Source organism: Streptacidiphilus sp. MAP5-3 (assembly GCF_041262505.1).
GTDB lineage: Bacteria > Actinomycetota > Actinomycetes > Streptomycetales > Streptomycetaceae > Streptacidiphilus.
This window is the reverse complement of record NZ_JBGCCL010000037.1, coordinates 13,351-38,822: the sequence shown is the minus strand read 5'-3', so window position 1 is coordinate 38,822 and position 25,472 is coordinate 13,351. Positions and strand designations below refer to the sequence as shown.

The 25,472-nt window shown below is 72.2% G+C and carries 24 protein-coding genes; 15 read left to right on the top strand and 9 right to left on the bottom strand.

The annotated features are described in order from the left end of the window. Positions 1 to 44 precede the first annotated feature (44 nt). The 6 genes from ABH928_RS33125 to ABH928_RS33100 all read left to right on the top strand — a co-directional run bounded on the left by ABH928_RS33125 (position 45) and on the right by ABH928_RS33100 (position 5,146). A complete protein-coding gene (locus ABH928_RS33125) occupies positions 45 to 236 on the top strand; it encodes a hypothetical protein (RefSeq protein WP_370072398.1) in 192 nt (63 codons plus the stop codon). 134 nt (positions 237 to 370) lie between these two features. After that, positions 371 to 1,333: a DUF4129 domain-containing protein gene (locus ABH928_RS33120; RefSeq protein ID WP_370072397.1), complete on the top strand. Its 963-nt coding sequence runs from the start codon at positions 371 to 373 to the stop codon at positions 1,331 to 1,333. Next, positions 1,333 to 2,004: a hypothetical protein gene (locus tag ABH928_RS33115; protein ID WP_370072396.1), complete on the top strand. Its 672-nt coding sequence runs from the start codon at positions 1,333 to 1,335 to the stop codon at positions 2,002 to 2,004. Before ABH928_RS33120 ends, ABH928_RS33115 begins: the two co-directional genes overlap by 1 nt. A gap of 66 nt (positions 2,005 to 2,070) precedes the next feature. Beyond that, positions 2,071 to 3,174 carry an AAA family ATPase gene (locus ABH928_RS33110; protein ID WP_370072395.1) on the top strand — a complete coding sequence of 368 codons (1,104 nt, stop codon included), beginning with the start codon at positions 2,071 to 2,073 and terminating at the stop codon, positions 3,172 to 3,174. Further along, positions 3,171 to 4,505, top strand: a complete 1,335-nt coding sequence (locus tag ABH928_RS33105) for a DUF58 domain-containing protein (protein WP_370072394.1) — start codon at positions 3,171 to 3,173, stop codon at positions 4,503 to 4,505. Before ABH928_RS33110 ends, ABH928_RS33105 begins: the two co-directional genes overlap by 4 nt. Further along, entirely contained in the window at positions 4,502 to 5,146 is a 645-nt protein-coding gene (locus tag ABH928_RS33100) for a hypothetical protein (RefSeq protein WP_370072392.1), read from the top strand. Before ABH928_RS33105 ends, ABH928_RS33100 begins: the two co-directional genes overlap by 4 nt. Before the next feature lie 13 nt (positions 5,147 to 5,159). On the opposite strand, the gene ABH928_RS33095 is transcribed toward ABH928_RS33100, so the two are convergent. Further along, positions 5,160 to 6,221, bottom strand: a complete 1,062-nt coding sequence (locus ABH928_RS33095; RefSeq protein WP_370072391.1) for a hypothetical protein — start codon at positions 6,219 to 6,221, stop codon at positions 5,160 to 5,162. 119 nt (positions 6,222 to 6,340) lie between these two features. Beyond that, complete coding sequence (locus tag ABH928_RS33090) at positions 6,341 to 6,937, bottom strand: hypothetical protein (protein WP_370072390.1); 597 nt, start codon at positions 6,935 to 6,937, stop codon at positions 6,341 to 6,343. 47 nt (positions 6,938 to 6,984) lie between these two features. On the opposite strand from ABH928_RS33090, the gene npdG reads away from it, so the two are divergent. Both npdG and ABH928_RS33080 read left to right on the top strand, forming a co-directional pair. Further along, positions 6,985 to 7,713, top strand: coding sequence for an NADPH-dependent F420 reductase (gene npdG / locus ABH928_RS33085; RefSeq protein ID WP_370072389.1), 729 nt, complete (start codon positions 6,985 to 6,987; stop codon positions 7,711 to 7,713). Positions 7,714 to 7,830: 117 nt separating this feature from the next. Further along, positions 7,831 to 7,992, top strand: coding sequence for a hypothetical protein (locus tag ABH928_RS33080; RefSeq protein WP_196196544.1), 162 nt, complete (start codon positions 7,831 to 7,833; stop codon positions 7,990 to 7,992). Between the two features lie 8 nt (positions 7,993 to 8,000). Here ABH928_RS33080 and ABH928_RS33075 read toward each other — a convergent pair whose 3' ends face one another. Both ABH928_RS33075 and panB read right to left on the bottom strand, forming a co-directional pair. Then, on the bottom strand, positions 8,001 to 8,804 hold the full coding sequence (locus tag ABH928_RS33075) for a site-2 protease family protein (protein WP_370072388.1): 804 nt from the start codon (positions 8,802 to 8,804) through the stop codon (positions 8,001 to 8,003). 171 nt (positions 8,805 to 8,975) lie between these two features. Then, positions 8,976 to 9,845, bottom strand: a complete 870-nt coding sequence (gene panB, locus ABH928_RS33070; protein WP_370072387.1) for a 3-methyl-2-oxobutanoate hydroxymethyltransferase — start codon at positions 9,843 to 9,845, stop codon at positions 8,976 to 8,978. Between the two features lie 279 nt (positions 9,846 to 10,124). Here panB and ABH928_RS33065 point away from each other — a divergent pair, with 279 nt between their 5' ends. Continuing rightward, the gene (locus tag ABH928_RS33065; protein ID WP_370072386.1) at positions 10,125 to 11,099 is read left to right on the top strand and encodes an endonuclease/exonuclease/phosphatase family protein; all 975 of its coding nucleotides are present in this window, start codon (positions 10,125 to 10,127) and stop codon (positions 11,097 to 11,099) included. A gap of 39 nt (positions 11,100 to 11,138) precedes the next feature. On the opposite strand, the gene ABH928_RS33060 is transcribed toward ABH928_RS33065, so the two are convergent. Next, complete coding sequence (locus tag ABH928_RS33060; RefSeq protein ID WP_370072385.1) at positions 11,139 to 11,738, bottom strand: TetR/AcrR family transcriptional regulator; 600 nt, start codon at positions 11,736 to 11,738, stop codon at positions 11,139 to 11,141. A 92-nt stretch (positions 11,739 to 11,830) separates the two neighbouring features. On the opposite strand from ABH928_RS33060, the gene ABH928_RS33055 reads away from it, so the two are divergent. After that, positions 11,831 to 12,232, top strand: coding sequence for a DUF4345 domain-containing protein (locus ABH928_RS33055; RefSeq protein WP_370072384.1), 402 nt, complete (start codon positions 11,831 to 11,833; stop codon positions 12,230 to 12,232). 14 nt (positions 12,233 to 12,246) lie between these two features. Here ABH928_RS33055 and ABH928_RS33050 read toward each other — a convergent pair whose 3' ends face one another. After that, positions 12,247 to 14,022: an NAD+ synthase gene (locus ABH928_RS33050; RefSeq protein ID WP_370072383.1), complete on the bottom strand. Its 1,776-nt coding sequence runs from the start codon at positions 14,020 to 14,022 to the stop codon at positions 12,247 to 12,249. Positions 14,023 to 14,332: 310 nt separating this feature from the next. Here ABH928_RS33050 and ABH928_RS33045 point away from each other — a divergent pair, with 310 nt between their 5' ends. From ABH928_RS33045 to ABH928_RS33025, 5 genes are all read left to right on the top strand, one after another. Beyond that, positions 14,333 to 15,478, top strand: a complete 1,146-nt coding sequence (locus tag ABH928_RS33045; RefSeq protein ID WP_370072382.1) for an SPFH domain-containing protein — start codon at positions 14,333 to 14,335, stop codon at positions 15,476 to 15,478. Positions 15,479 to 15,570: 92 nt separating this feature from the next. Next, a complete protein-coding gene (locus tag ABH928_RS33040) occupies positions 15,571 to 16,464 on the top strand; it encodes a C40 family peptidase (RefSeq protein ID WP_370072381.1) in 894 nt (297 codons plus the stop codon). 151 nt (positions 16,465 to 16,615) lie between these two features. Continuing rightward, on the top strand, positions 16,616 to 17,977 hold the full coding sequence (locus ABH928_RS33035; RefSeq protein WP_370072380.1) for a glutamine synthetase family protein: 1,362 nt from the start codon (positions 16,616 to 16,618) through the stop codon (positions 17,975 to 17,977). A 43-nt stretch (positions 17,978 to 18,020) separates the two neighbouring features. Beyond that, complete coding sequence (locus tag ABH928_RS33030; protein ID WP_370072379.1) at positions 18,021 to 18,509, top strand: RDD family protein; 489 nt, start codon at positions 18,021 to 18,023, stop codon at positions 18,507 to 18,509. 293 nt (positions 18,510 to 18,802) lie between these two features. Beyond that, positions 18,803 to 21,886 (top strand): bifunctional [glutamine synthetase] adenylyltransferase/[glutamine synthetase]-adenylyl-L-tyrosine phosphorylase, encoded by a 3,084-nt coding sequence (locus ABH928_RS33025; RefSeq protein WP_370072378.1) that lies wholly within the window; start codon positions 18,803 to 18,805, stop codon positions 21,884 to 21,886. Positions 21,887 to 21,905: 19 nt separating this feature from the next. On the opposite strand, the gene ABH928_RS33020 is transcribed toward ABH928_RS33025, so the two are convergent. The 3 genes from ABH928_RS33020 to ABH928_RS33010 all read right to left on the bottom strand — a co-directional run bounded on the left by ABH928_RS33020 (position 21,906) and on the right by ABH928_RS33010 (position 25,453). Continuing rightward, the gene (locus ABH928_RS33020) at positions 21,906 to 22,778 is read right to left on the bottom strand and encodes a phosphatase PAP2 family protein (protein WP_370072377.1); all 873 of its coding nucleotides are present in this window, start codon (positions 22,776 to 22,778) and stop codon (positions 21,906 to 21,908) included. Positions 22,779 to 23,026: 248 nt separating this feature from the next. After that, positions 23,027 to 24,700 carry an MFS transporter gene (locus tag ABH928_RS33015; RefSeq protein WP_370072376.1) on the bottom strand — a complete coding sequence of 558 codons (1,674 nt, stop codon included), beginning with the start codon at positions 24,698 to 24,700 and terminating at the stop codon, positions 23,027 to 23,029. 123 nt (positions 24,701 to 24,823) lie between these two features. Next, positions 24,824 to 25,453 carry a class F sortase gene (locus ABH928_RS33010; RefSeq protein WP_370072375.1) on the bottom strand — a complete coding sequence of 210 codons (630 nt, stop codon included), beginning with the start codon at positions 25,451 to 25,453 and terminating at the stop codon, positions 24,824 to 24,826. Positions 25,454 to 25,472: the final 19 nt, after the last annotated feature.

Below are 25,472 nucleotides of genomic sequence, written 5' to 3'. Positions count from 1 at the left end.
GGACGACAGCGACAGCGATACAGCACGAGCAGCAGGAGGACGCGATGGCGAAGCAGCCGACCGGCAAACCCGGCGAGTGGTTCTGGTGTCTCAAGCACGCCGCGGTCGAGGAGGGCCCGGAGTGCCCGGCGCGCAACCGGCTCGGCCCCTACCCGACGGCGGAGGCCGCCTCGCACGCGCTGGAGCGCGCTGCCGAGCGCAACGAGGAGTGGGACAACGACCCGCGCTGGAAGTAGCCCGCGCGAGCAGTGATCCGCCCGAGACGGGACGTATACGCCCCTTCCCGGGCGAATCCCTGATGCCCCCCTGACGGGGGTGGCGCAGCTGTGGCAGGGTGTCCCCACAACAGGGGCGAGCCGGGGGAACGTACGTGGCACAGCGCAGTCAGCAGCGGCGGAAGGGCGCGCGCCTGGGTGCGGTGTTGACGGCGGCGGTGGCGCTCGCCCTTGCCGCGCTCTCGCTCAACGCCGCGCAAGGCGCCTCGTCCTACGGCATGGGCCCGGTCAAGTCCGACTGGCCGCTGGCGATCCTGGCCGTGGTGGTGCTCGCCTTCGTGCTGGTGGGACGGTTCCGCGCCTGGCAGGACCGGGCGACGGAGGCCGGGCCGGTCCGCGACAGAATCGATTCCCTGGTCGTGCCCGGGGTGGTGCTGGCCGCCGTGGTGACCACTGTCGGGCTCACGCTGCTCGGCACGCACACCCCGGGGGCCGACGAGTTCCCGGATCAGCCCGGTGTGATGCCCAGCCTCACCCCGCACCCCGGGCCGTCGCAGGCACAGGAGCCGGTGACCCAGCCGGGCCGGTCGGGCGGGGGAGCGCACCTGCCGTTCTCGCTCTCCACCCTGCTGCTCGTGGTGCTGGCCCTGGCCGGGATCGCGCTGGTGGTGGCGCTCGCCGTGATGCTGAGCCGGTGGGTCTCCGTCGGCTCCCGCACCGGGCAGGCGCTGGGCGCCGAGCCGGTCGTGGGGGAGCCCGAGGAGGCGCTGGCCGAGGCGGTGACGGCCGGTCAGCAGGCCCTCGCCGGATCGGATGCGCGCGCCGCGATCATCGCCTGCTACGCCGCCATGGAGGACTCGCTGGCCGAGGGCGGCCTCGGCCGCCGTACCGCCGACACCCCGGCCGAGCTGCTCGAACGGGTGGTGCTCTCCGGCGCGGTCGACGAGGCGTCGGTGCGGACGCTCACCGACCTGTTCCGCGAGGCCCGGTACTCCACCCACCCCATGGCCGAGCACCAGCGCGACCAGGCCGGCGCCGCGCTGGACGCCATCGCCGCCGAGCTGGCCCGGGCCGCCGCCGAGGGCGGGATCCGCGTGCCCGAGGAGGCCGAGCTCTGATGGCCGATCACCTGCCCGCCCGGGCAACCTCCGCTCCGGACGCGGACACGCACGCACAGACGCAGGCACACACGCAGGCACCTGCAGACGGGGACACGGACGGGGACTGGGGCCGGGACGCGTCCGCGCGCTCACGTCTGCTCGGCGCGGACGGGGTGCCGCTGCTGATCCTGCTGGGCTTCGGGGCCGTCTGCGTCGCCGCGCTCGGGCTGGTCGGCGGGGTCGCCGGCGCGTCGGTGGGCGGCGCGGTGCTGGTCGGCGCCCTGTTCTGGGGGACGCGCTGGGCGCTCGGCGCCTCCGGCATGGACAGCGGCTACCGCCGTCGTACCCGGCTGGCCGTCGGTCGCGAACCCACTCTGCGCTACTGGGGCCTGGCGCTCTCCGATGCGGCCAACACCCCCGAGGGCTACGGCCTGCACCTCTACCCGCTGCTGCTGCGCCTCTACGAGGTGCGGCTCGCCGAGCAGCACGGCATCTCACTGCGGGCGCAGCCGGAGCGCGCCGCCGCCGTGATCGGCCGCGAGCTGTGGCCGTGGCTCGACCCGCGCCTGCCCCGTACGCCCAGGGCGCTGCGCGTCGCCCGCGCCGCCGGGACGCAGGACCTGCCGATCTCCCGGCCGGTGCCACAGGCGGTGCTCGAAGCGCTGGTGGCCCGCCTGGAATCCCTCTGAACGACGCTTACCTGATCCGCCGAAGATCCGAACCGCCGAAGACCTGATCCGCCGAAGAGGAGCACCGTGAGCGGCCCCGAGACCGACCAGCTGACCCCCAGGCAGGCGGGCGTCCGCGCCCACGCCGTCCTCGACGAGATCGAGCGCGCAGTCGTCGGCAAGCGCGCCGCGCTGGAGCTGGTGATGCTCGGCGTGCTGGCGGGCGGCCACGTGCTGATCGAGGACCTGCCGGGCCTCGGCAAGACGCTGCTGGCGCGCTCCTTCGCGACCGTGCTCGGCCTGGACTTCCGCCGTATCCAGTTCACCCCCGACCTGCTGCCGTCCGACGTGACCGGCGCGCCCTTCTACGACCAGCGCAGCGGTGAGATGGTCTTCCGCCCCGGCCCGGTCTTCACCCACCTGCTGCTGGCCGACGAGATCAACCGCACGCCGCCGAAGACCCAGGCCGCGCTGCTGGAGGCGATGGCCGAGGGTCAGGTCTCGGTCGACGGCACCACCCGTCGGCTGCCGGAGCCGTTCGTGGTCATCGCCACCGACAACCCGATCGAGTACGAGGGCACCTACACGCTGCCCGAGGCCCAGCTCGACCGGTTCCTGCTGCGGGCGCGGATGGGCTACCTGCCGGTGGCCGACGAGGCGGCCATGCTCCGCCGCCGCCTCGACCGCAGCACCCCCGAGGCGGTGCTGACGCCGCTCGGCACCCCGGCCGAACTGGTCGCCATGCGCGACGCGTTGGAGCGGGTCGAGGTCGATGCGGACCTGGTCGACTACGTGGTCGCGCTGATCGACGCGACCCGCAACAACCCGCAGATCCAGGTCGGCGCCTCCCCGCGTGGCGGGCTGGCGCTGGTCCAACTGGCCCGCGCCCGCGCGGTGATGGCCGGACGCGACTACGTCGTCCCGGAGGACGTCAAGGCCGTCGCCATTCCCGGGCTGGCCCACCGGGTCACCCTCAAGCCGGAGTTGTGGGTGCGCCGGATCACCGCCGACGACGTCGTCGCCGGGGTCGTGCAGCGCGTCCCCACCCCGCGGACGACTCCGCGGACGCCCGCGCAGGCGGCTTCCGGCGGCCCGGTCGCGGGCAAGCCGGCCGCCGGTGGGTCGGCCGCCGGTGAGTCGACCGCGGGTGGGACGACCGCTCTGCCGGCCGACGCGCCGGTCCGGGCATGATCCACCCGGTCGCCCGGGCCCTGGACGGCCAGCCGCAGGGCGTCGGGCACGAGGAGACCCCGGCGCGGACCGAGGAGGGCGTCCGGCCGGGCGAACGCGCGCTCCGGCTCGGGTCGGTGGCGGTCGCGGCGGTCGTGGCGGCGCTGCTGACCGGCCAGCCGTGGCTGCTGGCCCTGGCGGCGGCCCCGCTCTGCCTGCTGCTCTTCGCCGCGCTCGCCCCGCACCGGATCACCTCCCGGCCCACGCTGGCGGGCGATGGGGTGCGTCGCTCCAGCGACCGGGTCTTCGAGGGCGAGCCGATCACGGCGCGTTTCACCGTCGCCTTCGCCGGGTCCGCCGACTGGATCGACCCGGGCCTGGTCCCCGGCGCGGGCACGGAGCTGGTCTCCGTCGAGACCGACGGCGCTGAGCTGATCCTGGGTTTCCTCGCGCGCCGCTGGGGACGCTGGTCGCTGGGCACCGTCGACGTCGACCTCTACGACCTGGGCGGGCTGCGCCGCCGGACGGTCCGGGTCGAGCTGGGCCAGGTCGAGATCTTCCCGGTCCCGTCGGAGGGCGGTCTGACGCCCGTTCCGGTGCGGCTGCCGGGCAACCTGGGCGAGCACACCTCGCGACAGCTGGGCGAGGGCGTCGAGATCGTCGGCGTCCGGCCCTTCGTCTGGGGCGAGCGGCAGCGCCGGATCAACTGGTCCGCCACCACCCGCCGCGGCGCGATCCAGCTGCAGGAGTTCGCCTCCGAGCGGGCCGCCGACGTGGTCGTGCTGCTGGACGCCTTCGCGGACATGCGCGACCCGTCCACCGGCGTCTCCAGCCTGGACGAGTCGCTGCGCGTGGCCGCCGGGATCGTCCGCGCGTATCTGCGCAGCCACGACCGGGTCGGCGTGGTCTCCGTCGGCGGGCGGCTGCACTGGCTCCAACCGGGCCAGGGCGACCAGTACTTCTACCGCCTGGTGCAGACCGTGCTGGACGTCCGCCGCGACCTCGCCTACGACACGCCGGACCTGAACCGGCTGCCCCCGCCCGCGCTGCCGCACGGCGCACTGGTCCACGCGGTGACGCCGCTGGCGGACAACCGGATGATGGGTGTCCTCGGCGGACTGGCCGAGCGCGGCAACCCGGTGGTCGTGGTGGAGATCCCGATCGGCGACCCGAGGGTCGACGCCAGCAACGTCCTCGACCAACTGGCGCGGCGACTGTGGCGGTTGGACCGGCAGGCGCTGCGGTTCAGCCTGACCGAGAAGGGCATCCCGGTCACGCCCTGGGAGGGCGGCACCCTCGACCTGAGCTTCGCGCCGCTCATGCGCACCCGTATCCAGGGGAGGCTGCGATGACCGTTTTCCACCGCGCGGGGGCTGACGTAACGTCACATACCCACGGCGGACGGACCGGTGCCGTGGAGCTGTGGGCGGCCCGCGCGCTCGGTGTGGCGCTGGCGTGCGCGGCGAGCGACCCGGTGTCGCTGGTCCGGTCCGGCCTGCCGAGCAGCGGCGGTTCCTTCGGTGACCTCGCGGGCCGCACCGTCGCGCTGGCGGTGCTGGTGCTGCTGGGCTGGTTCGGCGCGCCACCGGTGGTGGCCCGTCCGGTCAGCGGCGATGCGCGCTGGCACGCCCTACTGGCGCGGCACCGCAACACGGCGGTCGCGGTCGGCTTCGTGCTGGTGGCGGCGATCGGCTCGCCGCCGGTCTGGCTGATGGCCTGCGACGCCGGGCTGCTGCTGGCCTACCTGGTCTTCGTGGACGCCGTCGCGGGCGGCCCGCCGGGCGCGGCGCAGCTGCGCGACGGGTCGCTGCTGTGCTGCGCGGTCGCGGCCCAGGCGCTGGTCCTGGCCGGGGCGACCGTCTCGGTCGCGGCGACCGGTGCGTGGGCGCGGGTGGTCGCCGCGCTGCTGGTGCTGCTGGTCGGCGCGGCGACGGGCCTGGCCCTGCTCCGCGGGCGAGGCGGGCGAGGCGGGGCCCCCGGGGACGCCGGCTGACATTCAGCTGACGTCAGCTGAAGACCGTCCGGTCCCGGTGCAGCTCCATCCGCTTCGGGACGCCGGACGGCCAGGGGCGGGCGTCCGCGCCGTGGTAGCGGGGGCAGCCCAGGGACCAGACCAGGTTGCCGCTCAACATCAGCTCCCAGGCCGTGAGGTACGCGTCCAGCTCGGGCGTCCCGAGCTCGCGCAGCGCACGGGCGGAGGACAGGAAGTCCGCCTCGGCCCGCGCGATCCGGATGCACACCGCGTCCACGGCCTGCTGCAGCGGCAGGCCCTCCTGCTCGCACAGGACCGTGACGGCGTTCATGGGCTCGCCGCCGAAGAACTCCTTGCGGAACGAGAGCAGGTCGTTGACCAGGATGGTGTGCCGGAAACAGGCGTTGTGGAACTCCTCCCACGTCGGAAGGCCTCCTGCCGGACCGGCGTCCGCTACCTCACGAGCTACTTGACGGACCGTCAGATCGAGATCCAGTCCGAGCCCGTGCTCGATGGCCACGCCGACCAGGTCGATCGCCGAGTCCGCGCGGCGGGCCGCCAGATAGGCGTCGTAGCCGTCGATCCGGGTCGCCGTCCCGGACTTGCCGGCGCCCGCCGCGATCACCTCGGAGAAGCCGCTGACGAACCGCGCCCAGATCCGCGGGGCCACGCCCTGCCGCGCCCGGGTCAGCGTCCGGGCGAGCAGCAGCAGCGGAGCGGAGGAGGTGCTGGGCGCGGCGTCACGCAGTACGGCCAGGTAGTCGTCCGCGCGGGCCCGTTCGACCGCCTCGTCGTCGGCCACGTCGTCCAGCAGGAAGAGCGCGGAGGCGGCCACGCAGATGCCCACCAGCCGCTCGGGGTCCGCGTCCGGCAGTACCCGGCACATCAGGCTGACGCCCTCGCACGGCCCGAACAGCCGCTCGCTGCCCGGCAGCTGGAGCCCCGCCAGGGCCTGCCGGAACCACGCGTCGTGCTCGCGCCGGACCGCGTCGGCCTGCGGGTGCACCCGGGAGGCGAGCAACTGCCCGTGCGGGAGCAGGAGGTCGAGCACGGGAGGCGTCACCGCCGTGACCGTCGGTGCCGTGGCTGAGCTCATGCGTTTCTCCTCGCGGGCGCGGCTGCGTCGTCCCGGGCCCAACGACGCGAACCCGGCTCCGGCACGGCGGTTGCGCTGCGCGAGTGGTCGCAGAGTCGTCGGAGGGGCTTGCGGCGGGGCTACCAGCCCAGTGGCGGGGGCGGTGCGGTCAGGCGGTCCACGAGCTGCGAGAGCCGGTCCCTGACGCCGCGTCGGCGCGGGCGGCAGACCGGCTCTCCGGCGGCGGCGCTGACCAGGTGCTGGACCAGCTCGAACGAGGGTGTGGCGGGATCCCGGCGGACCGTCAGCGCCTCGTGGGCCAGGCCGCGCAGCTCCACGTCGTCGGCCTCCAGCGCCAGCACCGTCGCGCCGATCCGGCGGGCGTCGTGGACGCGTTCCAGCAGGCCCTCGTCGGTCGCGTCCGGAGCGACGACGAAGACCGTCTCACCGCGGCGGGCCTGCTCCAGCCGGGCCAGCGGCACGGAGAGGTGCGGCGGGGCGCCCGGCGGGACGCGGTGCCGCACCAGCGTCGGTGCGAGGCCCGGCAGGTCGGCGTAGGCGGCCTCGTCGGTGAGGTGGGCGGCCAGGTGCCACGGCTCCTCCTGCTCGGTGCCCACCAGCAGCAGCCCGCCCGGTGTCGCCGCCTCGCGCAGTGCGCCGCCGAACCCGCAGGCCCGCTCCGGCCAGGCGGTGTCCGCGAGCAGTTCGCGCAGCATTGTGACCCTCACCGCATCCATGGCAGCCATGCTCCCGCACCGCGGCGGCGGAATGGGAGGATCTGGCCATGAGTACATCTGATGCTGCGTCCGGTGGCGCCGCTGCCGCCACCACCTCCACCGCGGCCCGGTCGCCGTTCGACCTGCCGGACGTCTCCGGCCTGGTCGTCGGCGTGCTGGGCGGGACCGGCCCGCAGGGGCGCGGGCTGGCGTACCGGCTGGCCAAGGCCGGTCAGCGGGTGCTGGTCGGTTCGCGCAGCGCGGAGCGCGCCGAGGCCGTCGCCGCCGACCTGGGCCACGGCGTCGAGGGCGCGGACAACGCCTCGGTCGCGGCCCGGTCGGACGTGGTGATCGTCGCGGTGCCGTGGGAGGGCCACGCCGAGCTGCTGGCGTCGCTGCGTGCGGAGCTGGCGGGCAAGATCGTCGTCGACTGCGTCAACCCGCTGGGCTTCGACAAGCAGGGCGCCTACGCGCTCAAGCCGGAGGAGGGCAGCGCGGCACAGCAGGCCGCGGCGCTGCTGCCGGAGTCGCGGGTGACGGCGGCCTTCCACCACCTGTCGGCGGTGCTGCTGGAGGACCGCGAGGTCGAGGAGATCGACATCGACGTGCTGGTGCTGGGCGAGGAGCGGGCCGCCACGGACGTGGTGCAGGCGCTGGCCGACCGGATCCCCGGCATGCGCGGTGTCTTCGCGGGCCGACTGCGCAACGCCCACCAGGTCGAGTCGCTGGTGGCCAACCTGATCTCGGTCAACCGCCGGTACAAGGCGCACGCGGGCCTGCGGATCACCGACGTGTGACGCGGGCGTGTGAGCCTGCTGTGCACCCCGGCAACGGGGGAACGGTCCGGACGGGGGAGAATGGTCCTCGTCCGGGCTCGCTCGTGCCCTTCCGTTCGTACCGCTGGAGTTCCCCCGATGCCCCGCTTCGCGCTCTTCGCCTTCGTTCTCGCCGTGCTGGCCCTGGCTGCCGCGGTGGTGTCGGTGCTGGCGCAGTTCTGGCTCGGGCTGGCTTTCGTGCTGCTGGCCGGTGTCGCCAGCAACGTCGGCTGGGTGCAGTGGAAGCGTGCCCGGGCCTGAGCCTCGGCTCAGCTGCCGCCGAAGATCCCGCCGAGGTTCAGGCTGAAGAAGTGGAAGAGGACGTTGCCGAGCTGGGCGAAGTCCCCGGTGTTGCCGAACCAGCCGAGGATCTTGTAGATCACGTCGTTGAAGAACCAACTGCCGACCCGCTGGTTCCACAGCAGCAGGAAGACGATCATCATGCCGTAGGGCGCGATGAACGACAGTGAGCGGCGGGTCTCGTAGGAGAGCCAGGGCTCGATGATCCCGTAGCCGTCCAGGCCGGGGACCGGCAGCAGGTTGATGATCGCCGCCATCAGCTGCAGCAGCGCCAGGTAGCCCAGCGCCGCGAAGAAGTTGACGTGCCCGGTGGTCACCGGCACCGCGCCCACGATCAGCAGCAGGACCAGGGCGAACACCACGTTGGTCAGCGGGCCCGCCGCCGAGATCAGGCTGTTCTTCACCTTGCTGCGGATCTTGCTGCGGTCGATGAAGACCGCGCCGCCCGGAAGCGCGATGCCGCCCAGGATGATGAAGATCAGCGGCATCACGAAGCTGTAGACGGGATGCGTGTACTTGAGCGGGTTCAGCGTCAGGTAGCCCTTGGCTCCGACGCTGATGTCACCGCCGTGCAGCGCGGTGCGCGCGTGCCCGTACTCGTGCAGGCAGAGCGAGATGAGCCAGCCCGCGCAGACGAAGAGGAAGACCCCGACGCGGGGGTTGCCCCAGTCCGTCCAGAGGGCCCCGCCGGAGGCGGCGAAGACTGCGAGCAGCACCCAGAAGACGACGCTGATCCGGCGTTCCGAGTGCTGGTGACTGGCGAACGAGCTCATGGGGTGACAGGGCTCCGGTCGGACGGCATCCCGGGAACGTCTCCCGGAACGGCATGGAGTGCCGATGATGCCGGGTCGGCGACGGTAACGCCAGGCCCGGCGCGTGGCGGCGTGCGTGCCCACCGCGCGGCGCGCCGGGTCCGGCCGGAGTGCCGTACCAGTGGAACGTGCTCAGTGGAAGCTGTGCTCCTCGGCCGGGAAGGTCCCGCCGCGCACCTCGTCCACGTACTCGCGTGCGGCCCGGCCCAGCTCCGCGCGCAGGTTGGCGTACTGCTTGACGAAGCGCGGCACGTGGCCGTCGGTCATGCCGGCCATGTCCGTCCAGACCAGCACCTGCGCGTCGCAGCCGACGCCCGCGCCGATGCCGACGGTCGGGATGTGCAGCTCCTTGGTGACCTGCGCGGCCAGCTCGGCCGGCACGGCCTCCAGCACGACCGAGAACGCCCCGGCCGCCTGCACCGTCTTGGCGTCGCGCAGCAGCTGGTGCGACGCCTCGTCGCCCCGGCCCTGGACGGGGTAGCCGCCGAGCGCGTGCACCGACTGCGGGGTCAGGCCCAGGTGCGCCATGACCGGGACGCCAGCCTGGACCAGCAGCTCGATGGCGGCCGCCGAGCGCTCGCCGCCCTCCAGCTTGACCGCGTGGACCCCGGCCTCCTTCATCAGCCGGACGGCGCTGCGCAGCGCCTGGGCCGGGGACTCCTGGTAGCTGCCGAACGGCAGGTCGGCGACGACCATGGCGCGCTTGGACCCACGGACGACCGCGGCGGAGAGGATCGCGATCTCGTCCATGGTGACCGGCACGGTGGTGTCGTAGCCGAGGTGGCAGTTGCCCATCGAGTCGCCGACGAGCAGGACCGGCACGCCGGACTCGTCGAAGACGCCGGCGGTCGGCGCGTCGTAGGCGGTGAGCATGGCCCAGCGCTCGCCCCGGGTCTTGGCGGCGGCCAGGTCCCGGACCGTCACCCGGCGGCCAGTGACCCCGCCGTAGAGGGAGGCTGTGCCGGAGGCTTTTTGGGCAGGCGGAAGCGAACCGTTCTGCATGGTCTGTCTCCTGTGTCGTGGTCTCGTGGCGCCGTGCGGCGTCCCCGGATCACGTCCATGCTGACACGTCGTGGCGAAGGACGGGAAGGGGAGAGACCGGCCAGTCGCGAGTCGTGTCGGTCACTGTGTCGGTCACTGTGCAGGCCGCTCCGTAGGGACGCCTCCTCAGGAAGCACTTACCTTGGCCACGGGAACCCGACTGCGGTTGTCGGCGTCTCCTCACCCATAGGCTGAACGGCAGCAAACAGGCCAAAAGGCCCAGAGGGTGAGGAACAACGCATGGCTTTCGTCGGCAGGGACCTCCACTGGCGCGGACGGGACGGCAAGGGCCGTTCGACCTGGCGCCGGGGCTGGGTCGCTGCCGGGCTGGCCCTGCTGGTCGGCTCTGTGCTGGCCTTCCATCGGCAGATCCCGGACCAGCTCGGCAACTTCGGCAGCCTGACCGAGACCTTCCTGCCGTGGGTCGGGCTGGCCGTCCCGGTACTGCTGGTGGTCGCGCTGCTGCGCCGCTCGGCGACCGCGCTGGCGGCGCTGCTCGCGCCCACGCTGGTCTGGCTGCTCCTCTTCGGCGGGCTGCTGACCGACAAGAGCGGCGGCTCGTACGACTTCACCGCCGTCCAGCACAACATCGACGCGTCCAACACCCAGGTGGTCAGCACCATGGACACGCTGATGCAGGCCAAGCCGGACGTGATCTCACTGGAGGAGATCACCTCCGCCCAACTCCCGACGATCGAGCGGACGCTGGGCGGCAGCTACCCGTACCACGCGGTCGAGGGCACCGTCGGGCTCTGGTCGAAGGACCCGCTGACGGACATCCAGCCCGTCGACATCAAGATCGGCTGGATCCGCGCCCTGCGGGCCACCGTCCAGACCCCGCAGGGTCCGCTCGCCGTCTACGTGGCCCACATGCCGTCGGTCCGGGTCAACTTCGACAACGGCTTCACCGCCAACCAGCGCGACCACAGCGCGGAGGCGCTGGGCGAGGCGCTGAGCGCGGAGCCGTTGAAGAAGGTGCTGCTGCTCGGCGACATGAACGGCACGATGAACGACCGCGCGCTGGCCCCGGTCACCATGCAGCTCCAGTCCGCGCAGGGGAGCGCGGGCGGGGGCTTCGGCTTCAGCTGGCCGTCCCAGTTCCCGATGGCCCGGATCGACCAGATCATGTCCCGGGGCATCACGCCCACCTCGGCCTGGGTCCTGCCCCGGACGGGCAGCGACCACCGGCCGATCGCCGCGCACTTCGAGCTGTAGGCCCGGAGGAGGCGGGGCCGCGCCCGACGGCGGGACGCCTCAGGCCGACGCGGCCTCCGGGAGCAGCGGGCGCAGCGCGCCGAGGGCCGCGCCAACGCAGATGTCGCGCATCTCGTCCCGGCTGCAGGTCTCGTCGGCGAGCCAGTCCACGACGAGCACCTGGACGAAGACCAGCCAGCTCTTCAGCACGCTCGACACCGCCGCGCGGGTGGTGTCGTCGGCCGGCGGCAGGACGCCGAGCAAGCGCGCGCGGAGGGCGTCCAGTTCACCGGTCATGATCGTCTGGATCACGGGGTCCCCCGCGAGGACCCGGTTCGCGGTCAGCACGGCGTTGCGGTTGGCGATGAAGTAGTCGAGGTGCACGTCCATGCCCTGAACGAGCTGCTGGCGCAGGGAGTCGGCCGGGTCGATGCGCGTCTCGACCAACAGCCGGTCGGCCGCCTCCTGGTAGACGGAGGCGAAGAGCGCGTGCTTGCTCGGGAAGTGACGGTAGAGCAGCGCCCGCGAGACCCCGGCCCGTTGGGCGACCTCGTCCATGAGCACCTCCTCGTAGGGGTGCTCCGCGAACATCCCGGCTCCGACGGAGAGGAGCTGGGCGCGACGGTCGGCCGGGCTGAGTCGCCGGCGGGGAGGTGGCACGTCACCAGATTACTTGACACGTGTCTACCAGGCGGGCCTACCCTGGGTTCCAGGGCTAGTAGACATATGTCAACTAAGGCTGGTGGTGCGTCATGGCCAGGACTCTCCGACTGCTCGTCCAGCTGATGGGCTGGGCGTGCGTGGCGATCGGGCTGTTCCACGTGGCCCTCGGCAACGCGGCGATCCCCGGCGCGGGCAACGCCGGGACGACCGTCGACAGCTGGGGACGCTTCATGGGCGCGAGCTTCTGCGGCTACGGCCTGGCCTGGCTCTGGGCCGCGCGGCAGCGGCCCGTCCCGGCCACCGCCGTGCGCTGGCTGGCGGGTGTCTTCCTGCTGGGGGGTCTCGGCCGGGTGCTCTCCCTCGCCCTGCACGGCTGGCCGCAGTGGTTCCAGATCGTGCTCTCGGTGATCGAGCTCGGCCTGCCGCCCGTCTACTTCTGGCTGGCGGACGCCGACGAGCGGGCGTCCGCAGGCGTGACTGCTGCCGCGTGACTGCCGCTGCCTGACTACCGCTCGCGCCACCGGTTGGTGATCGGCTGCCGACGGTCGCGGCCGAAGTTCTTGGACGAGATCTTCGTCCCCGGCGGGTACTGCCGCCGCTTGTACTCGGCCGTGTCCACCAGGTGGATCACCCGCTCGACCAGGGCCGGGTCGTACCCCCCGGCGACGATCTCGGCGCGGCCCCGGTCCTGTTCCACATAGGCCGTGAGGATCGCGTCCAGGACGTCGTACTCGGGCAGGGAGTCGGTGTCGACCTGGTCGGGCCGCAGTTCGGCGGAGGGCGGCTTGGTGATCGTGTTCTCCGGGATCGGCGGCGTCTCGCCGCGCTTGGCCGCGGCCTCGTTGCGCCAGCGGGCCAGTTGGAAGACCAGCGACTTGTAGACGTCCTTGATCGGTCCGAACGCGCCGACCGAGTCGCCGTAGAGGGTCGAGTAGCCGACCGCCAACTCGCTCTTGTTGCCCGGGGCGAGGACGATGTGGCCCTCCTGGTTGGAGATCGCCATCAGCAGCGTGCCGCGCAGCCGCGACTGCAGGTTCTCCTCCGCCAGACCGCTGAGGCCGAGCGCGGACATGTAGGCGTCGAACATCGGCGCGATCGGGACCGTCCGGAACCGCAGCCCGGTGTTCTCCGCCAACTGGGCCGCGTCGTCCTGTGAGTGCTGCGAGGAGTACGCGCTCGGCATGGAGACGCCCTGGACGTGCTCCGCCCCCACCGCGTCCACCGCGAGCGCCGCGACCAGCGCCGAGTCGATGCCGCCGGAGAGGCCGATCAGCACCGACGTGAAGCCGTTCTTCTCCACGTAGGCCCGCAGCCCGCAGACCAGCGCGGCGTAGATCTCCTCCAGCTCGTCCATCTCGGGCGCCCGGCCCGGCGCGACGGGTTCGTCCGGTGCGGGGAGCGGCTCCTCGGAGAGGACCGTGCGGCGGATCTCCAGGCCGTCGGCGACGATCCGGGTGGTGTCGTCGAGCGGCGCCGTCGCCTCCGGCAGGTCGAGGTCGAGCAGCAGGCAGCCGGACTCGAACTGCGGCGCGCGGGCCAGCACGGTGCCGTCCGCGGCGACGACCACGGACTGGCCGTCGAAGACCAACTCGTCCTGGCCGCCCACCAGGTTGACGTAGGCGAGGGTGCAGTCGGCCTCCGCCGCCCGCCTGCGGACCAGCTCCAGCCGCTCGGCCCCGCGGCGCGCCTGGTAGGGGGAGGCGTTGACCACCAGCAGCAGTCCCGCGTCGGCCTGGCGTGCGGCCTGGACCCGGCCGCCGTCCTGCCAGATGTCCTCGCAGACGGCGAGCGCGACGTCGATCCCGTGCAGCCGGACCACCGGCAGCGTGTCGCCGGGGACGAAGTAGCGGAACTCGTCGAACACGCCATAGTTGGGGAGGTGGTGCTTGGCCAGCCTGGTGACCACCTCACCCTTGTGGAGCAGCGCGGCGCAGTTCTGCGGCGAGCCGGCGGGCAGACCCAACGTCCTTTCGGGTCCCGGCCCCGGGGTGTCGGTCAGCGATTTGCCCAGGTAGCCGACCACGACCGGGGTCTCGCCCAGCCCCTCCGCCTGCAGCCGGGCCGCCAGCGCGACCAGCGTCGCGCGCGAGGCCTCGATGAAGGACGGGCGCAGCGCCAGGTCCTCGATCGGGTAGCCGGTGAGGGTCAGCTCGGGGAAGGCCACCAGGTGGGCGCCCTGCTCGGCGGCGTGCCTGGTCCAGCGGACGATCAGCTCGGCGTTGCCGTCGAGGTCGCCGACGACGCTGTCGACCTGGTTCAGCGCGAGACGAAGGGAAGGCATGACTCCACAGTAATCGTCTGTCCGACGAGATGTCTGCCGGAATGCTCGGACAGGAGCGCGGGGAAGCTTCGTTCGTGCACTGGCGATCGCCGAAGGCCTGTGCCCGGCGGGAGTCGGCGGGGCTTCGCCATGTCCCGGATGTCCTTCGTTCGGATGCGTTTGACTGTCCGAATGATCAGGGCATGCCGGTATTACTACTGAGTTATAGCTGTATTGACGGTATGTTCGAATTAAGGGTACGTTCGTGCCGCCTGAAGATCGCCTGCGAAGTCGATCGCGGGGCGCGATGCCTGCAGAGGGGATGGACCACGTGGACCAGTCGGTGGACCAGTCGGCCGAACGTCAGGCCACCGCTCCCTGGGCGGTACGCCGACCGCCCCGCTCGGACGCGGAACTGAGGGAGCGTCCGGCCCGTGGCGTCGTGCCCGGGTGGGTCGCCCTGCTGCTGATTCCGGCCGCCGCACTCGCGGCGGCGCTGGTCCAGGCCCGGGCCGCCGGCCTGCCGGGCTGGGTGCCCGGTGCGCAGGCCCTCCATGGCAGCGGGCCGGCGCTGGCCTCGCGTACCGCCGTCGTACTGCAGGGGCTGTGCGCGCTGGTCTCCGTTGTCGGGTTCTTCGGGCTGATGGCCAATCCGGTGGGCACCGCCCGCGTGCTCAGCCGCTGGGGCGGCTACCGCGGCACGGTCCGCCGCTCCGGGCTGGTCTGGGTGAACCCGCTGCTCAAGCGGCGGCCGATCGACGTCCGGATCCGGCACTGGCGCAGCGAGGCGATCCAGGCCACCGACCGCGAGGGCTCGCCGATCACGGCCGAGCTGATGCTGGTCTGGCAGGTCAAGGACACCGCCCGCGCCCGCTTCGCCGTCGACGACCACGGCAGGCACCTGGCGGCCAGCGCCGAGGCGGTCTTCTGCCGGGTCGCCTCCACGCTCCCGTGCGACAGCTTCGTCACCCCGGGCCCCTCGCTGCGCGACGGCCAGTGGCTCGGCGGTGAACTGACCCGCCTGCTGGGCGCGGAGATGGCGCCCGTCGGCATCGCCGTCTACTCGGTCCAGGCCGTCGGCCTCGACTACCGCGCCGACTTCGCCGACGGCATGCGTCGTCGCCGCCTCGCCGAGCTGGACGCCGGCACCCGTGAGGTGATCGTCGGCGACGCGGTCGAGACAGCCGGGTTGACGCTGCGTCAGTTCGAGCGGGACCAGGGGATGGCCCTGGATGCGGAGTTTCGCACGCTGCTGACGCGGGACCTGGTGACCGCCTTCCTTGCGGTCCCGACCCCGCCGAGCCCGTCGAGCCCGCCGAGCCGGACCGCCGACGCGGACCGGACAGCAGCCGAGCCGCCAACCCCCGGTTCGGTGACAGCGATTCCACTGGAGGACATCGGCGGCGGCCTCCCCGCCCTGCGCCGACCGGACGTCCCGCTCTCCGTAACCGAACCGTCCGCCGCAGAACCTCAGTGACGCGGAGCTTCCGTGACGCAGACCTTCAGCGACGCAGACCTTCCGTGACGCCGTAAGCACCCCCGTCCCGAAGAGAACGGAGCCCGTCCGCCATGAGCACCGCATTCGCCGAGCTGGACACGACCGGCTGCACCTGTGTCCACTGCCGCACCCACGGCACCCCGGCATCCCCGACGCCCCCGGTCACACCGCACGTGCGTCCCCTGGCGCGGGCCGCTGCGACGACCGCGATGCTGGCGGTCGGCGGTGGCGTCGCGCTGATATCCGCCCCGGCCGCGCACGCGGACCCGGCCCCCGCGCATGCGGGTTGGGACGGCAGTCGCTACTGGTTCCGCGCGAACGGCGAATGGCGCTGGACCTCGCACTACGACATCTACCTGCGCCACAGCAGCGGCGGCGGGTCCGGCGGTGGTGCCGCCGCGACCAGCGGGGGCATACGCCAGGGCTGGGACGGGCACCGCTACTGGTTCCGCAAGAACGGCGAGTGGCGCTGGACGACGCACTACGACATCTACCTCGCCCACGTCGGCAGCGCACACCCCTCCCCGAGCCCGAGCTCGAATCCGACTCCGTCCCCGAGCCCGACCCCCGAGCCGAATCCGGCCCCCGGCCCGAGCGCGGGCAGCCTCGAGGCGGCCATCAGGTACGCCGAGGCGCAGCTGGGCAAGCCCTACGTGTGGGGCGGCAACGGACCCTACGGCTTCGACTGCTCCGGTCTGGTCCAGCAGGCCTACCAGCGGGCCGGGGTCAGCCTGCCGCGGGTGGCCGCCGACCAGTACCGGGCGACCACCCCGATCACCGCGAGCCGGCTACGGCGCGGTGACCTGGTCTTCTGGTCCTCCAGCAGCCGCGCCTCCGGCATCCACCACGTCGCGATCTACCTCGGCGGCGGCCGGTACATCGAGGCGCCCCACCCCGGTGCCGACGTCCGGATCTCGGTCCTGTCGACCGGTTACTACCCGACCCAGTTCGGCCGCGTCTGCTGACGCGGCAGCGTAACGAGCGGGGTGACGGGCGGGGCGACATTCGGATCGTCCCACCAGCCTCATAATCTGCAATGATGCGCACAGTGGACGACGCGCCCGACGGCGCTTCCGCGTTAACGCATCCGTAAAGCGCAGAGGTGAGACTGTAGTCATGGGCAAGCAGCAGGAGTTCGTGCTCCGCACTCTCGAAGAGCGTGACATCCGGTTCGTCCGGCTCTGGTTCACCGACGTCCTCGGCTTCCTCAAGTCCGTCGCGGTCGCTCCGGCCGAGCTGGACCAGGCCTTCGAGGAGGGCATCGGGTTCGACGGGTCCGCGATCGAGGGCTTCGCCCGGGTGTACGAGTCGGACATGTTGGCCAAGCCGGACCCGGCGACCTTCCAGATACTGCCGTGGCGCTCGGAGGCGCCGGGGACGGCCCGCATGTTCTGCGACATCCTGATGCCGGACGGCTCGCCGTCCTTCGCGGACCCGCGCTTCGTCCTCAAGCGGACCCTGGAGAAGGCGTCCAACCTGGGCTTCACCTTCTACACCCACCCCGAGATCGAGTTCTTCCTGCTGAACGACCTCCCCGCGGACGGCACCCCGCCGACCCCGGCGGACCACTCGGGCTACTTCGACCACACCCCGCGCGGCGTCGGCCACGACTTCCGCCGACAGGCCATCACCATGCTGGAGTCGATGGGCATCTCGGTGGAGTTCAGCCACCACGAGGGCGCCCCGGGCCAGCAGGAGATCGACCTCCGCTACGCGGACGCACTCTCCACGGCCGACAACATCATGACGTTCCGTCTGGTCATGAAGGAGGTCGCGCTGGAGCAGGGTGTCCACGCCACCTTCATGCCGAAGCCGTTCTCCAACTTCCCGGGGTCCGGCATGCACACCCACCTCTCCCTCTTCGAGGGCGACCGCAACGCCTTCCACGAGGCGGGCGCGGAGTACCAGCTCTCCAAGGTCGGCCGCTCCTTCATCGCCGGTCTGCTCCGCCACGCGGCGGAGACCTCGGCGATCACCAACCAGTGGGTCAACTCCTACAAGCGCATCTGGGGCGGCTCGCAGCGCGCCGCGGGCGCGGGCGGCGAGGCGCCGTCCTACATCTGCTGGGGCCACAACAACCGCTCGGCCCTGGTCCGCGTCCCGATGTACAAGCCGGGCAAGCAGGGATCGACCCGCGTCGAGATCCGCTCCCTCGACACCGGCTGCAATCCGTACCTGGCCTACTCGGTGGTGCTGGCCGCCGGTCTCAAGGGCATCGCCGAGGGCTACGAGCTCCCTCCGGGGGCGGACGACGACGTCTGGGCGCTCAGCAACCTCGAACGCCGCGCCATGGGCATCGAGCCCCTCCCGCAGAACCTGGGCGAGGCCATCGAACTCATGGAGCGCAGCGACCTGGTCCGCGAGACGCTCGGCGAGCACGTCTTCGACTTCTTCCTCCGCAACAAGCACGACGAGTGGGAGCAGTACCGCCAGGAGGTCACCCCCTTCGAGCTGAAGAAGAACCTCCCGGTGCTGTAACGGCTGCTTGTCGCAGGTCAGGGTCGCGTGCTTGGATGCCGCGGTGCAGAAGAACCCTGTCGACAGCCCGTTCGCCGCGGGAACCGTTGTCTCCGAGCTCCGTGTCGTCGGCGGCCACGACCTGGCCTCGTTCGGGGCGCGGCTCGGTGCCGCCGCCGTCGACATGGTCGTGATCGTGGTGCTGTACCTGGCGAGCCTGCGGCTGCCGGGCATGACCAACAGCGTCCTCGTGCTGCTCGTCCTCACCGGGATCCGGCTGCTCTACGGCGCGCTCCAGCTGCAGTTCGGGGGCGGCCGGACGCTCGGCATGCGGGCGTTCCGCATCCGGGTGGTGCCGATCGGAACCGAGCGCGCGGGCCGGCTGACGGCCGGTCAGGCGTGGCTGCGGACGGCGGTGTACGTCCTGCCCGCCGCGGTGCTGGGGGTCGGCGCGTACCTGAGCATGCTGGACTGCCTCTGGATGCTGTGGGACCGGCCGAACCAGCAGACCCTGCACGACAAGGCCGCCCGCACGGTCGTCGTCCGGGCCTAGGCCCTGTCTGACAATTCCCGTCGGGCCCGACCCGCCTGGCACGGCCTCCCCCGGCCTTCGGCTAGGGGGTGCCCCCATGCTGCGTTGTCGAATCGCCCAAGTACGGCCCAGTACGAGGGCGATCCTCCGCCTTGCAGCTGACCGCGCCAGCCGACCCGGGCTGATCCGACGGGAATTGTCAGACAGGGCCTAGCGCCTGCGCGGACGGTCGCTGTGTCGAGTGTTCGAACCCCGTAGGGTCGGGGAGGATCGACAGCGAGGTCCGCGAAGGCGGTCGGCCGGAGGCGAGAAGCGTGGAGCAGGTGCACGGCGGGGCGCGGCGGAGCAATCCACTGGGATGGCTGATCCGGCGCGGGTTCACCGACCCCGAGGCGGCGGCCCAGCGGCTCGCCGAGCCGACGCTGGCCGCGCACGCCTCGGACAGCGTGCTGCTGGACGCGCTCGCCGCCACCGCCGACCCGGACCAGGCGCTGCAGGGCTTCGCCGAGCTGGTCGAGGCCTGCCCGACCGACGCCGAGCGGCACGCCCTGCTCGACACCGTCACCACCGCCAAGCCGCTGCGCGACCGGCTCCTCGGCGTGCTCGGCGCCAGCGCCGCCCTCGGCGACCACCTGCGCCGGCACCCGCACGACTGGCACGAGCTGGTCACCTTCGAGCTGCACGACATCCACCCCGGGCCGGAGGAGTTCGTCCGCCGCCTCTACCGGCACATCTGGGAGGAGAACGCGGACACGCCCCGCGCGGACGCGCTGCGCTCCGGCTACCGCCGCCTGCTGCTCACCGTCGCCGCCCGGGACCTGACCGGCACCGCCGACCTGGGCCAGACCGCCACCGAGCTCGCCGACCTGGCCGGGGCGACCCTCCAGGCCGCTCTCGACATCGCCGCCGAGGAGGACCCGGCCGCCGCCCGGGCCTGCCGGCTGGCAGTGATCGCGATGGGCAAGTGCGGGGGACGCGAGCTCAACTACGTCTCCGACGTCGACGTGGTCTTCGTCGCCGAGCCGCGCGAGGAGCGTGACGAGCGCGAGGACGGGCCCGAAGGCCGGCCCGCGGGGGAGGCGGACCCGATCCAGGCGGCCACCCGGCTCGCCGCCCGGATGATGCAGCTCTGCTCCGACACGACCCGCGAGGGCACCATCTGGCAGGTCGACGCCAACCTGCGCCCCGAGGGCAAGAACGGCCCGCTCGTGCGGACCCTCGCGAGCCACCTCGCGTACTACCAGCGCTGGGCCAAGACGTGGGAGTTCCAGGCGCTGCTCAAGGCGCGCCCGGTCGCGGGCGACGCGGAGCTGGGCCGCGCCTATGTGGACGCGGTCATGCCGATGGTGTGGCAGGCGTCCGAGCGGGAGAACTTCGTCCAGGACGTGCAGCAGATGCGCCGTCGCGTCGTCGACGCGATCCCGGCCGCCGAGGTCGACCGCGAGCTGAAGCTCGGGCCCGGCGGACTGCGCGACGTCGAGTTCTCGGTGCAGCTGCTGCAGCTGGTGCACGGCCGGACGGACGAGTCGCTGCGCAGCGCCACCACGCTGACCGCGCTGGCCGACCTCTCCGTCGGCGGCTACGTCGGCCGGGCCGACGCCGCCGCGCTGGACAGTGCCTACCGCTTCCTGCGCACGCTGGAACACCGGATCCAGCTGTTCCAGCTGCGCCGTACCCACCTCGTCCCCACCGGGGAGCAGGAACTGCGGCGGCTGGGCCGCTCGCTGGGACTGCGCGCCGACCCGGTGGCCGCGCTGCTGACCGAGTGGAAGCGCCACAGCCGCGAGGTGCGCCGGCTGCACGAGAAGCTCTTCTACCGCCCGCTGCTGGACGCGGTGGCCGAGCTGGATCTGGAGGAGGCCGGACTGACCGGCCGTCTGGAGGGCGGCAACGCGCTCTCCGCCTCGGCGGCCCAGGCACGCCTCGCCGCCCTCGGCTACACCGCGCCCGCCGACGCCCTTCGTCACCTGCAGGCGCTCGCCACCGGAGTCAGCCGCCGCGCCGCGCTGCAACGGACCCTGCTGCCGGTGATGCTCGGCTGGTTCGCCGACTCCGCCGACCCGGACGCGGGGCTGCTCGGCTTCCGCAAGGTCTCCGACAGCCTCGGCTCGACGCCCTGGTACCTGCGGCTGCTGCGCGACGAGGGCGCGGCCGCGGAGAACCTGGCCCGGATCCTCTCCTCCGGCCGCCTGGCGCCGGACCTGTTGCTGCGCGCCCCCGAGGCAGTCGCCCTGCTCGGCGACAGTGACGGCCTGGACCCGCGCTCGCCGCAGGCGCTGGACCGGGAGGTGGCCTCCGCCGTCGGGCGCGCGGAGGGCGCGCCGGCGGCCGTCGCCGCGGCCCGGTCGGTGCGCCGCCGCGAGCTGTTCCGCACCGCGGCGGCCGACGTGCTGGGCCGTCTCGGGGACACGCCGGCCGACGCGGTCGAGGCCGCCGGGCTGGCGCTGACCGGCCTGAACCGGGCCACCCTCAGCGGCGCGCTGGCCGCCTGCGTCGCCGCGGCCGAGGCCGCCACCGGCGAACCGCTGCCGACCCGGCTGGCGGTCATCGCCATGGGCCGCTTCGGCGGCCACGAGCTCGGCTACGGCAGTGACGCCGACGTCATGTTCGTCCATGACCCCCTGCCGGGCGCGGACGAGACGGCGGCGAGCAACGCCGCCCGCCAGGTCTTCGAGGAGCTGCGCCGCCTGCTCCAGGTACCCTCGACCGAGCCGCCGCTGCTGATCGACGCCGACCTGCGCCCGGAGGGCCGCCAGGGCCCGCTGGTGCGGTCCATCGGCTCCTACGCCGCCTACTACCGCCGCTGGTCGCGCACCTGGGAGAGCCAGGCGCTGCTGCGGGCCAAGCCGGTCGCGGGCGACGTCGCGCTGGGGGCGGAGTTCACCGCGCTGATCGATCCGCTGCGCTACCCCGAGGCGGGGCTGGACGAGGCCGAGCTGCTGGAGATCCGCCGGATCAAGGCCCGCGTCGAGACCGAACGGCTGCCGCGCGGTGCGGACCCGACCACCCACACCAAGCTGGGCCGGGGCGGGCTGGCGGACGTGGAGTGGACGGTCCAGCTGCTCCAGCTGCAGCACGCCGCCGAGGTCCCCGGCCTGCGCACCACCCGGACCCTGCGCGCACTGGCCGCTGCCCTGGAGGCCGACTTGCTGGCCGCCGACGAGGCGGAGGCGCTCAGCGCCGCCTGGGTACAGGCCACCCGGGTGCGCAACGCGGTGATGCTGGTGCGCGGACGGCCGGGCGACAGCTTCCCGGCGGAGTCGCGCGAGCTGGCCGGCGTCGCGCGCTACCTCGGCTACGGCGAGGGCCACGCGGGCGAGATGGTCGACGACTACCGCCGCACGGCCCGGCTCGCCCGCGAGGTCATGGAGAACCGGGTCTACGGCGAGAAGGGCTGAGAAGACCTGAGAAGGGTCCTCAGCGGGACGCGCCGACCGGCTCCTTGACCGGTTCGGGCAGCGGCGTCGGCACCGGCGCGGCCTTCGGGAAGCTGTAGGGCCAGCGCCGGTAGACCAGCCGGGAGCTGGTCAGCCCGATGCCGGTGCAGACCGCGCCGGCGATCGCGTCCATGAAGAAGTGGTTGGCCGTCGCCACGATGACCACCAGCGTGGTGACCGGATAGATCACGCCGAGCACGCGGACCCAGCGGCGTTTCGCCAGGAACCAGATGGTGATGCCGCACCACAGCGACCAGCCGATGTGCATGGACGGCATGGCGGCGAACTGGTTCGACACGTGGGCCATGTCGCCGGAGGCCATGGAGCCCCAGGTGTGGTGCGTGGCGACGGTGTCGACGAAACCGCCGTGGGTCATCAGCCGGGGCGGCGCAAGGGGGAAGAAGTAGTACCCCACCAGAGCCATGCCCGTAGTCACGAAGAGTGATAGTCGGGCGGCGGCGTAGCGCCCGGAATGGGCGCGGAACAACCACACCAGAACCGCGATGGTGACGATGAAGTGCAGGGTCGCGTAGTCGTAGTCGAGCCCGGTGATCAACCAGCCGATCGAGTCCAAGCCGTGGTTGATCGATCGTTCAACATCAATGTGCAGCGTCTGTTCGAGCGACCAGATGTCGTGGGCATTCTGTTGGGCGCGGGTCTCCATCTCGGGCACCGCATTGCGGACCATCGAATAGATCCAGTAGCTCACGGCAATCAGCAGCAGCTCGACCCACAATCGGGGGCGACCGGGCGAACGGAAGTGGCCACGCACCGATCCTGCCCAGTGGCCCAACGGGCTGCTGGTGAGGTCGCGGGCTTCCATTGCTTTCCCCATGGGTGAGTAGTCTGCCATGCGGCCTGGGATCTTCTGATCACCCTCTGGTCGGGGATTCTTCGAACGAAATACCCCTCAAGTCCTAGTGGACCAAATACCTGCAGCGAGCGCCCGGCGGGGATGGTCATGACATTGCTCCGAACGGGGGAATAGGCCGAACGGAGCAGCAACACTTTCTTATCGAACGGTCGCGCTTTCGTTGAATTTTTCACTGCATGGAGTGGGGCCCGGAGCGATGCGCTCCGGGCCCCACTGTTCACGTTCGGTCACGCTTCGCCGGTCAGCGCCGCCAACTCGGCGTCGACGGCCTGCTGGTGCGCCTCGGCGTCCTCACGCGCCCGGCGCGGGCTCCAGCGGCCGGCCATCAGCAGCACGCACGGCAGGAACAGCACCTGGCCGCCCACGCAGACCCACCACCACACCTGCCAGTCGTGCGGGTTGTCCTTCGCCGCCGCGGCCACCTGCGGCCCGTACTTCTGCAGCAGCGCCAGGTCTGACTGCTCGGCCTGGACGGTCTGCAGGCCCGGCAGGCCGACCTGCTGGACGGCTTGTCCCAGCAGCGCGGGCGGGATCGCGTTCGGCTGGTACTTCGCCAGCTCCGCGAAGAGCTGCGGGTGGGCGTCTACGACGGCCAAGGCCTTCGCGGCGCGCGCCTGGGCCGCCGCCACCTCGGAGCCGTGCTCCACCAGCGGCGTCACCGAGGTGACCACCACCGGCAGGAACGCCGCCGAGACCGCGACGACCACGCGGATGATCCAGCCCCACACCGCCAGCCCGGTCGCGGTGGCCGCCGGATTGCGGCGCTCCACGGTTTCGGTGAAGCTCGCCATCCACGGCGCGTAGGTCAGCCCGCCCAGCACGCCGATGGCGACGGAGAGCCAGGCGAAGGTGTAGTAGCCGGTGGTGGCCTGGGTCGCGCGCAGCGCGAACAGCACGGTGGCCACGATGCTGCCGATCCCGCCGACCAGCATGAACGGCTTGCGGACCCGAAGCCGGTCCGAGGCCAGTCCCGCGATCACCAGCGCGATCGCGTTGCTGATCCAGTACCAGTTGGCCAGCGCGTCGGCGCGCTGCTCGCTGTAGCCGAAGTTCGTGGCGAAGTAGACCACGAAGTTGCCGACGGCGGCGAAGTAGAGCAGCAGGAAGACGCTGATGGCGAGGGCCGATCCGATCACGTCGGGCTTCAGCATCTGCCGCCAGTGGCCGCTCAGCGCCGCGTCCGGGTCGAGTCCCTTGGCCCGGGCCTCGACCAGCGTGCGGTCGCGCAGACTGACCATCAGCTGGTCGCGCAGTCTCGGTGCGAGCTCGCGCAGGCCGAACAGCGAGACCAGGAAGACCAGCAGCGTCGCGATGCCCGCGTAGCGCAGCTCGTCCTGCCAGGTGGCGCTGCCCGCGCCGGAGCCGAGCGTGTGCGAGGTGACCTCGGTGACCACCAGGCTGCCGAGCACCGGGCCCATGGTCCAGTAGCCCATGGCCGCCGCCCGCCCCAACTGCGGTGAGAAGTCGCGGATCAGCGCGGGCGTGGCGACCAGAACCAGGCCCTCGACGAAGCCGACCAGTGCGAAGAGCACCAGGTACGTCCCCTGGTCCGGCGCGTTGGGCAGCCCGAAGAGCACCAGCAGGCCGGTGGCCAGCAGGCCGTAGACGACCATGTTGGCCCGCCCCCAACGGTCCGCCAGCCCGGCTATCAGGGACGCGAACGCGCCGACGGCGTTGCCGACGACGCTGATCCAGACGAAGTAGCGGTAGCTCATCTGGTAGTGGGTGATGATCGAGGTCGCGACCGCGTACTGGACGTAGAGCGCGTAGTAGAGGACGACGGTCGTCAGCACCACGATGCCGAGGTAGACGTAACGCCGGGCGGAGTCGGGGTAGTGGGCGAGTTCGCGTCTCCACAGTCGGTGGAGCACGAGCGGGGCAGGAGCGGTGGCAGTGGCCATGGGCCCTCCCGGGGTGGCAGCCGGAGTGTGCCAGGAGGGTAGTACCGACCAGTCGGTACGGCCTAGACGTCTGCAGCACCGAACGTGTGCGAAGAATCAGGACCATCCTCATTCCCGCTTCTGTCAGGAGGGTTGACGCTTCACCAGATGCGCGAAGACCACCACGTTGCCCAGGTAGCCCTGCCCGGCGCGGTATCCGCCGCCGCAGGTGATCAGCCGCAGCACGGCCAGCGGGGTCGGCCCGTAGACGCGCTGGTCAGGGAAGGCGTTCTTGGGGAAGACCGCCACGTCGTCGACCAGGAAGACGGCCGTACGGCGGTCGGCGCGGAGCACGTCGACCGTGTCGCCGCGCTGCAGTGCGCCGAGACCGTAGAAGACCGCCGGGCCGTGGGCGTTGTCCACGTGCCCGGCGATGATGGCCGGTCCGGCACTGCCGGGCGCGGTCCCGTCGGCGAACCAGCCGGCCAGGTTCTTCCGGCTCTCCGGTGGCGGCCGCAGCTGGCCGCCGCTGTCCAGCGAGAGCGCGGTGAGGGGCGCGTCCACGCCGATCGAGGGGATCCGCACGCGGAGCGGCTTCGACGCGGGCAGCGGCGGGGCGGGACGGTCCTCGTCGCTGTACCAGTAGACGCCGTTGTCGGAGGAGACCGCGCTCGCGTCCGGCTGCGGCGGGGCGGACCCGACGCCGCGCCCGGCGATCACCAGCCCGAGCACCAGCACCGCGCGCGCGACGAACCGCCGCCCCGCAGGGCCCATCCGCTACCCCTCACCGGTC

Bases quoted from the DNA above. Each gene is read 5' to 3' on its own strand.
- ABH928_RS33020 (WP_370072377.1), bottom strand. From the start codon at position 22,778: ATGGCAGACTACTCACCCATGGGGAAAGCAATGGAAGCCCGCGACCTC.
- ABH928_RS33050 (WP_370072383.1), bottom strand. From the start codon at position 14,022: ATGCCTTCCCTTCGTCTCGCGCTGAACCAGGTCGACAGCGTCGTCGGC.
- ABH928_RS33105 (WP_370072394.1), top strand. From the start codon at position 3,171: ATGATCCACCCGGTCGCCCGGGCCCTGGACGGCCAGCCGCAGGGCGTC.
- ABH928_RS33040 (WP_370072381.1), top strand. From the start codon at position 15,571: ATGAGCACCGCATTCGCCGAGCTGGACACGACCGGCTGCACCTGTGTC.
- ABH928_RS33100 (WP_370072392.1), top strand. From the start codon at position 4,502: ATGACCGTTTTCCACCGCGCGGGGGCTGACGTAACGTCACATACCCAC.
- panB (WP_370072387.1), bottom strand. From the start codon at position 9,845: ATGCAGAACGGTTCGCTTCCGCCTGCCCAAAAAGCCTCCGGCACAGCC.
- ABH928_RS33090 (WP_370072390.1), bottom strand. From the start codon at position 6,937: ATGGATGCGGTGAGGGTCACAATGCTGCGCGAACTGCTCGCGGACACC.
- ABH928_RS33015 (WP_370072376.1), bottom strand. From the start codon at position 24,700: ATGGCCACTGCCACCGCTCCTGCCCCGCTCGTGCTCCACCGACTGTGG.
- ABH928_RS33125 (WP_370072398.1), top strand. From the start codon at position 45: ATGGCGAAGCAGCCGACCGGCAAACCCGGCGAGTGGTTCTGGTGTCTC.
- ABH928_RS33055 (WP_370072384.1), top strand. From the start codon at position 11,831: ATGGCCAGGACTCTCCGACTGCTCGTCCAGCTGATGGGCTGGGCGTGC.
- ABH928_RS33010 (WP_370072375.1), bottom strand. From the start codon at position 25,453: ATGGGCCCTGCGGGGCGGCGGTTCGTCGCGCGCGCGGTGCTGGTGCTC.
- ABH928_RS33095 (WP_370072391.1), bottom strand. From the start codon at position 6,221: ATGAGCTCAGCCACGGCACCGACGGTCACGGCGGTGACGCCTCCCGTG.
- ABH928_RS33115 (WP_370072396.1), top strand. From the start codon at position 1,333: ATGGCCGATCACCTGCCCGCCCGGGCAACCTCCGCTCCGGACGCGGAC.
- npdG (WP_370072389.1), top strand. From the start codon at position 6,985: ATGAGTACATCTGATGCTGCGTCCGGTGGCGCCGCTGCCGCCACCACC.
- ABH928_RS33035 (WP_370072380.1), top strand. From the start codon at position 16,616: ATGGGCAAGCAGCAGGAGTTCGTGCTCCGCACTCTCGAAGAGCGTGAC.
- ABH928_RS33080 (WP_196196544.1), top strand. From the start codon at position 7,831: ATGCCCCGCTTCGCGCTCTTCGCCTTCGTTCTCGCCGTGCTGGCCCTG.
- ABH928_RS33075 (WP_370072388.1), bottom strand. From the start codon at position 8,804: ATGAGCTCGTTCGCCAGTCACCAGCACTCGGAACGCCGGATCAGCGTC.
- ABH928_RS33065 (WP_370072386.1), top strand. From the start codon at position 10,125: ATGGCTTTCGTCGGCAGGGACCTCCACTGGCGCGGACGGGACGGCAAG.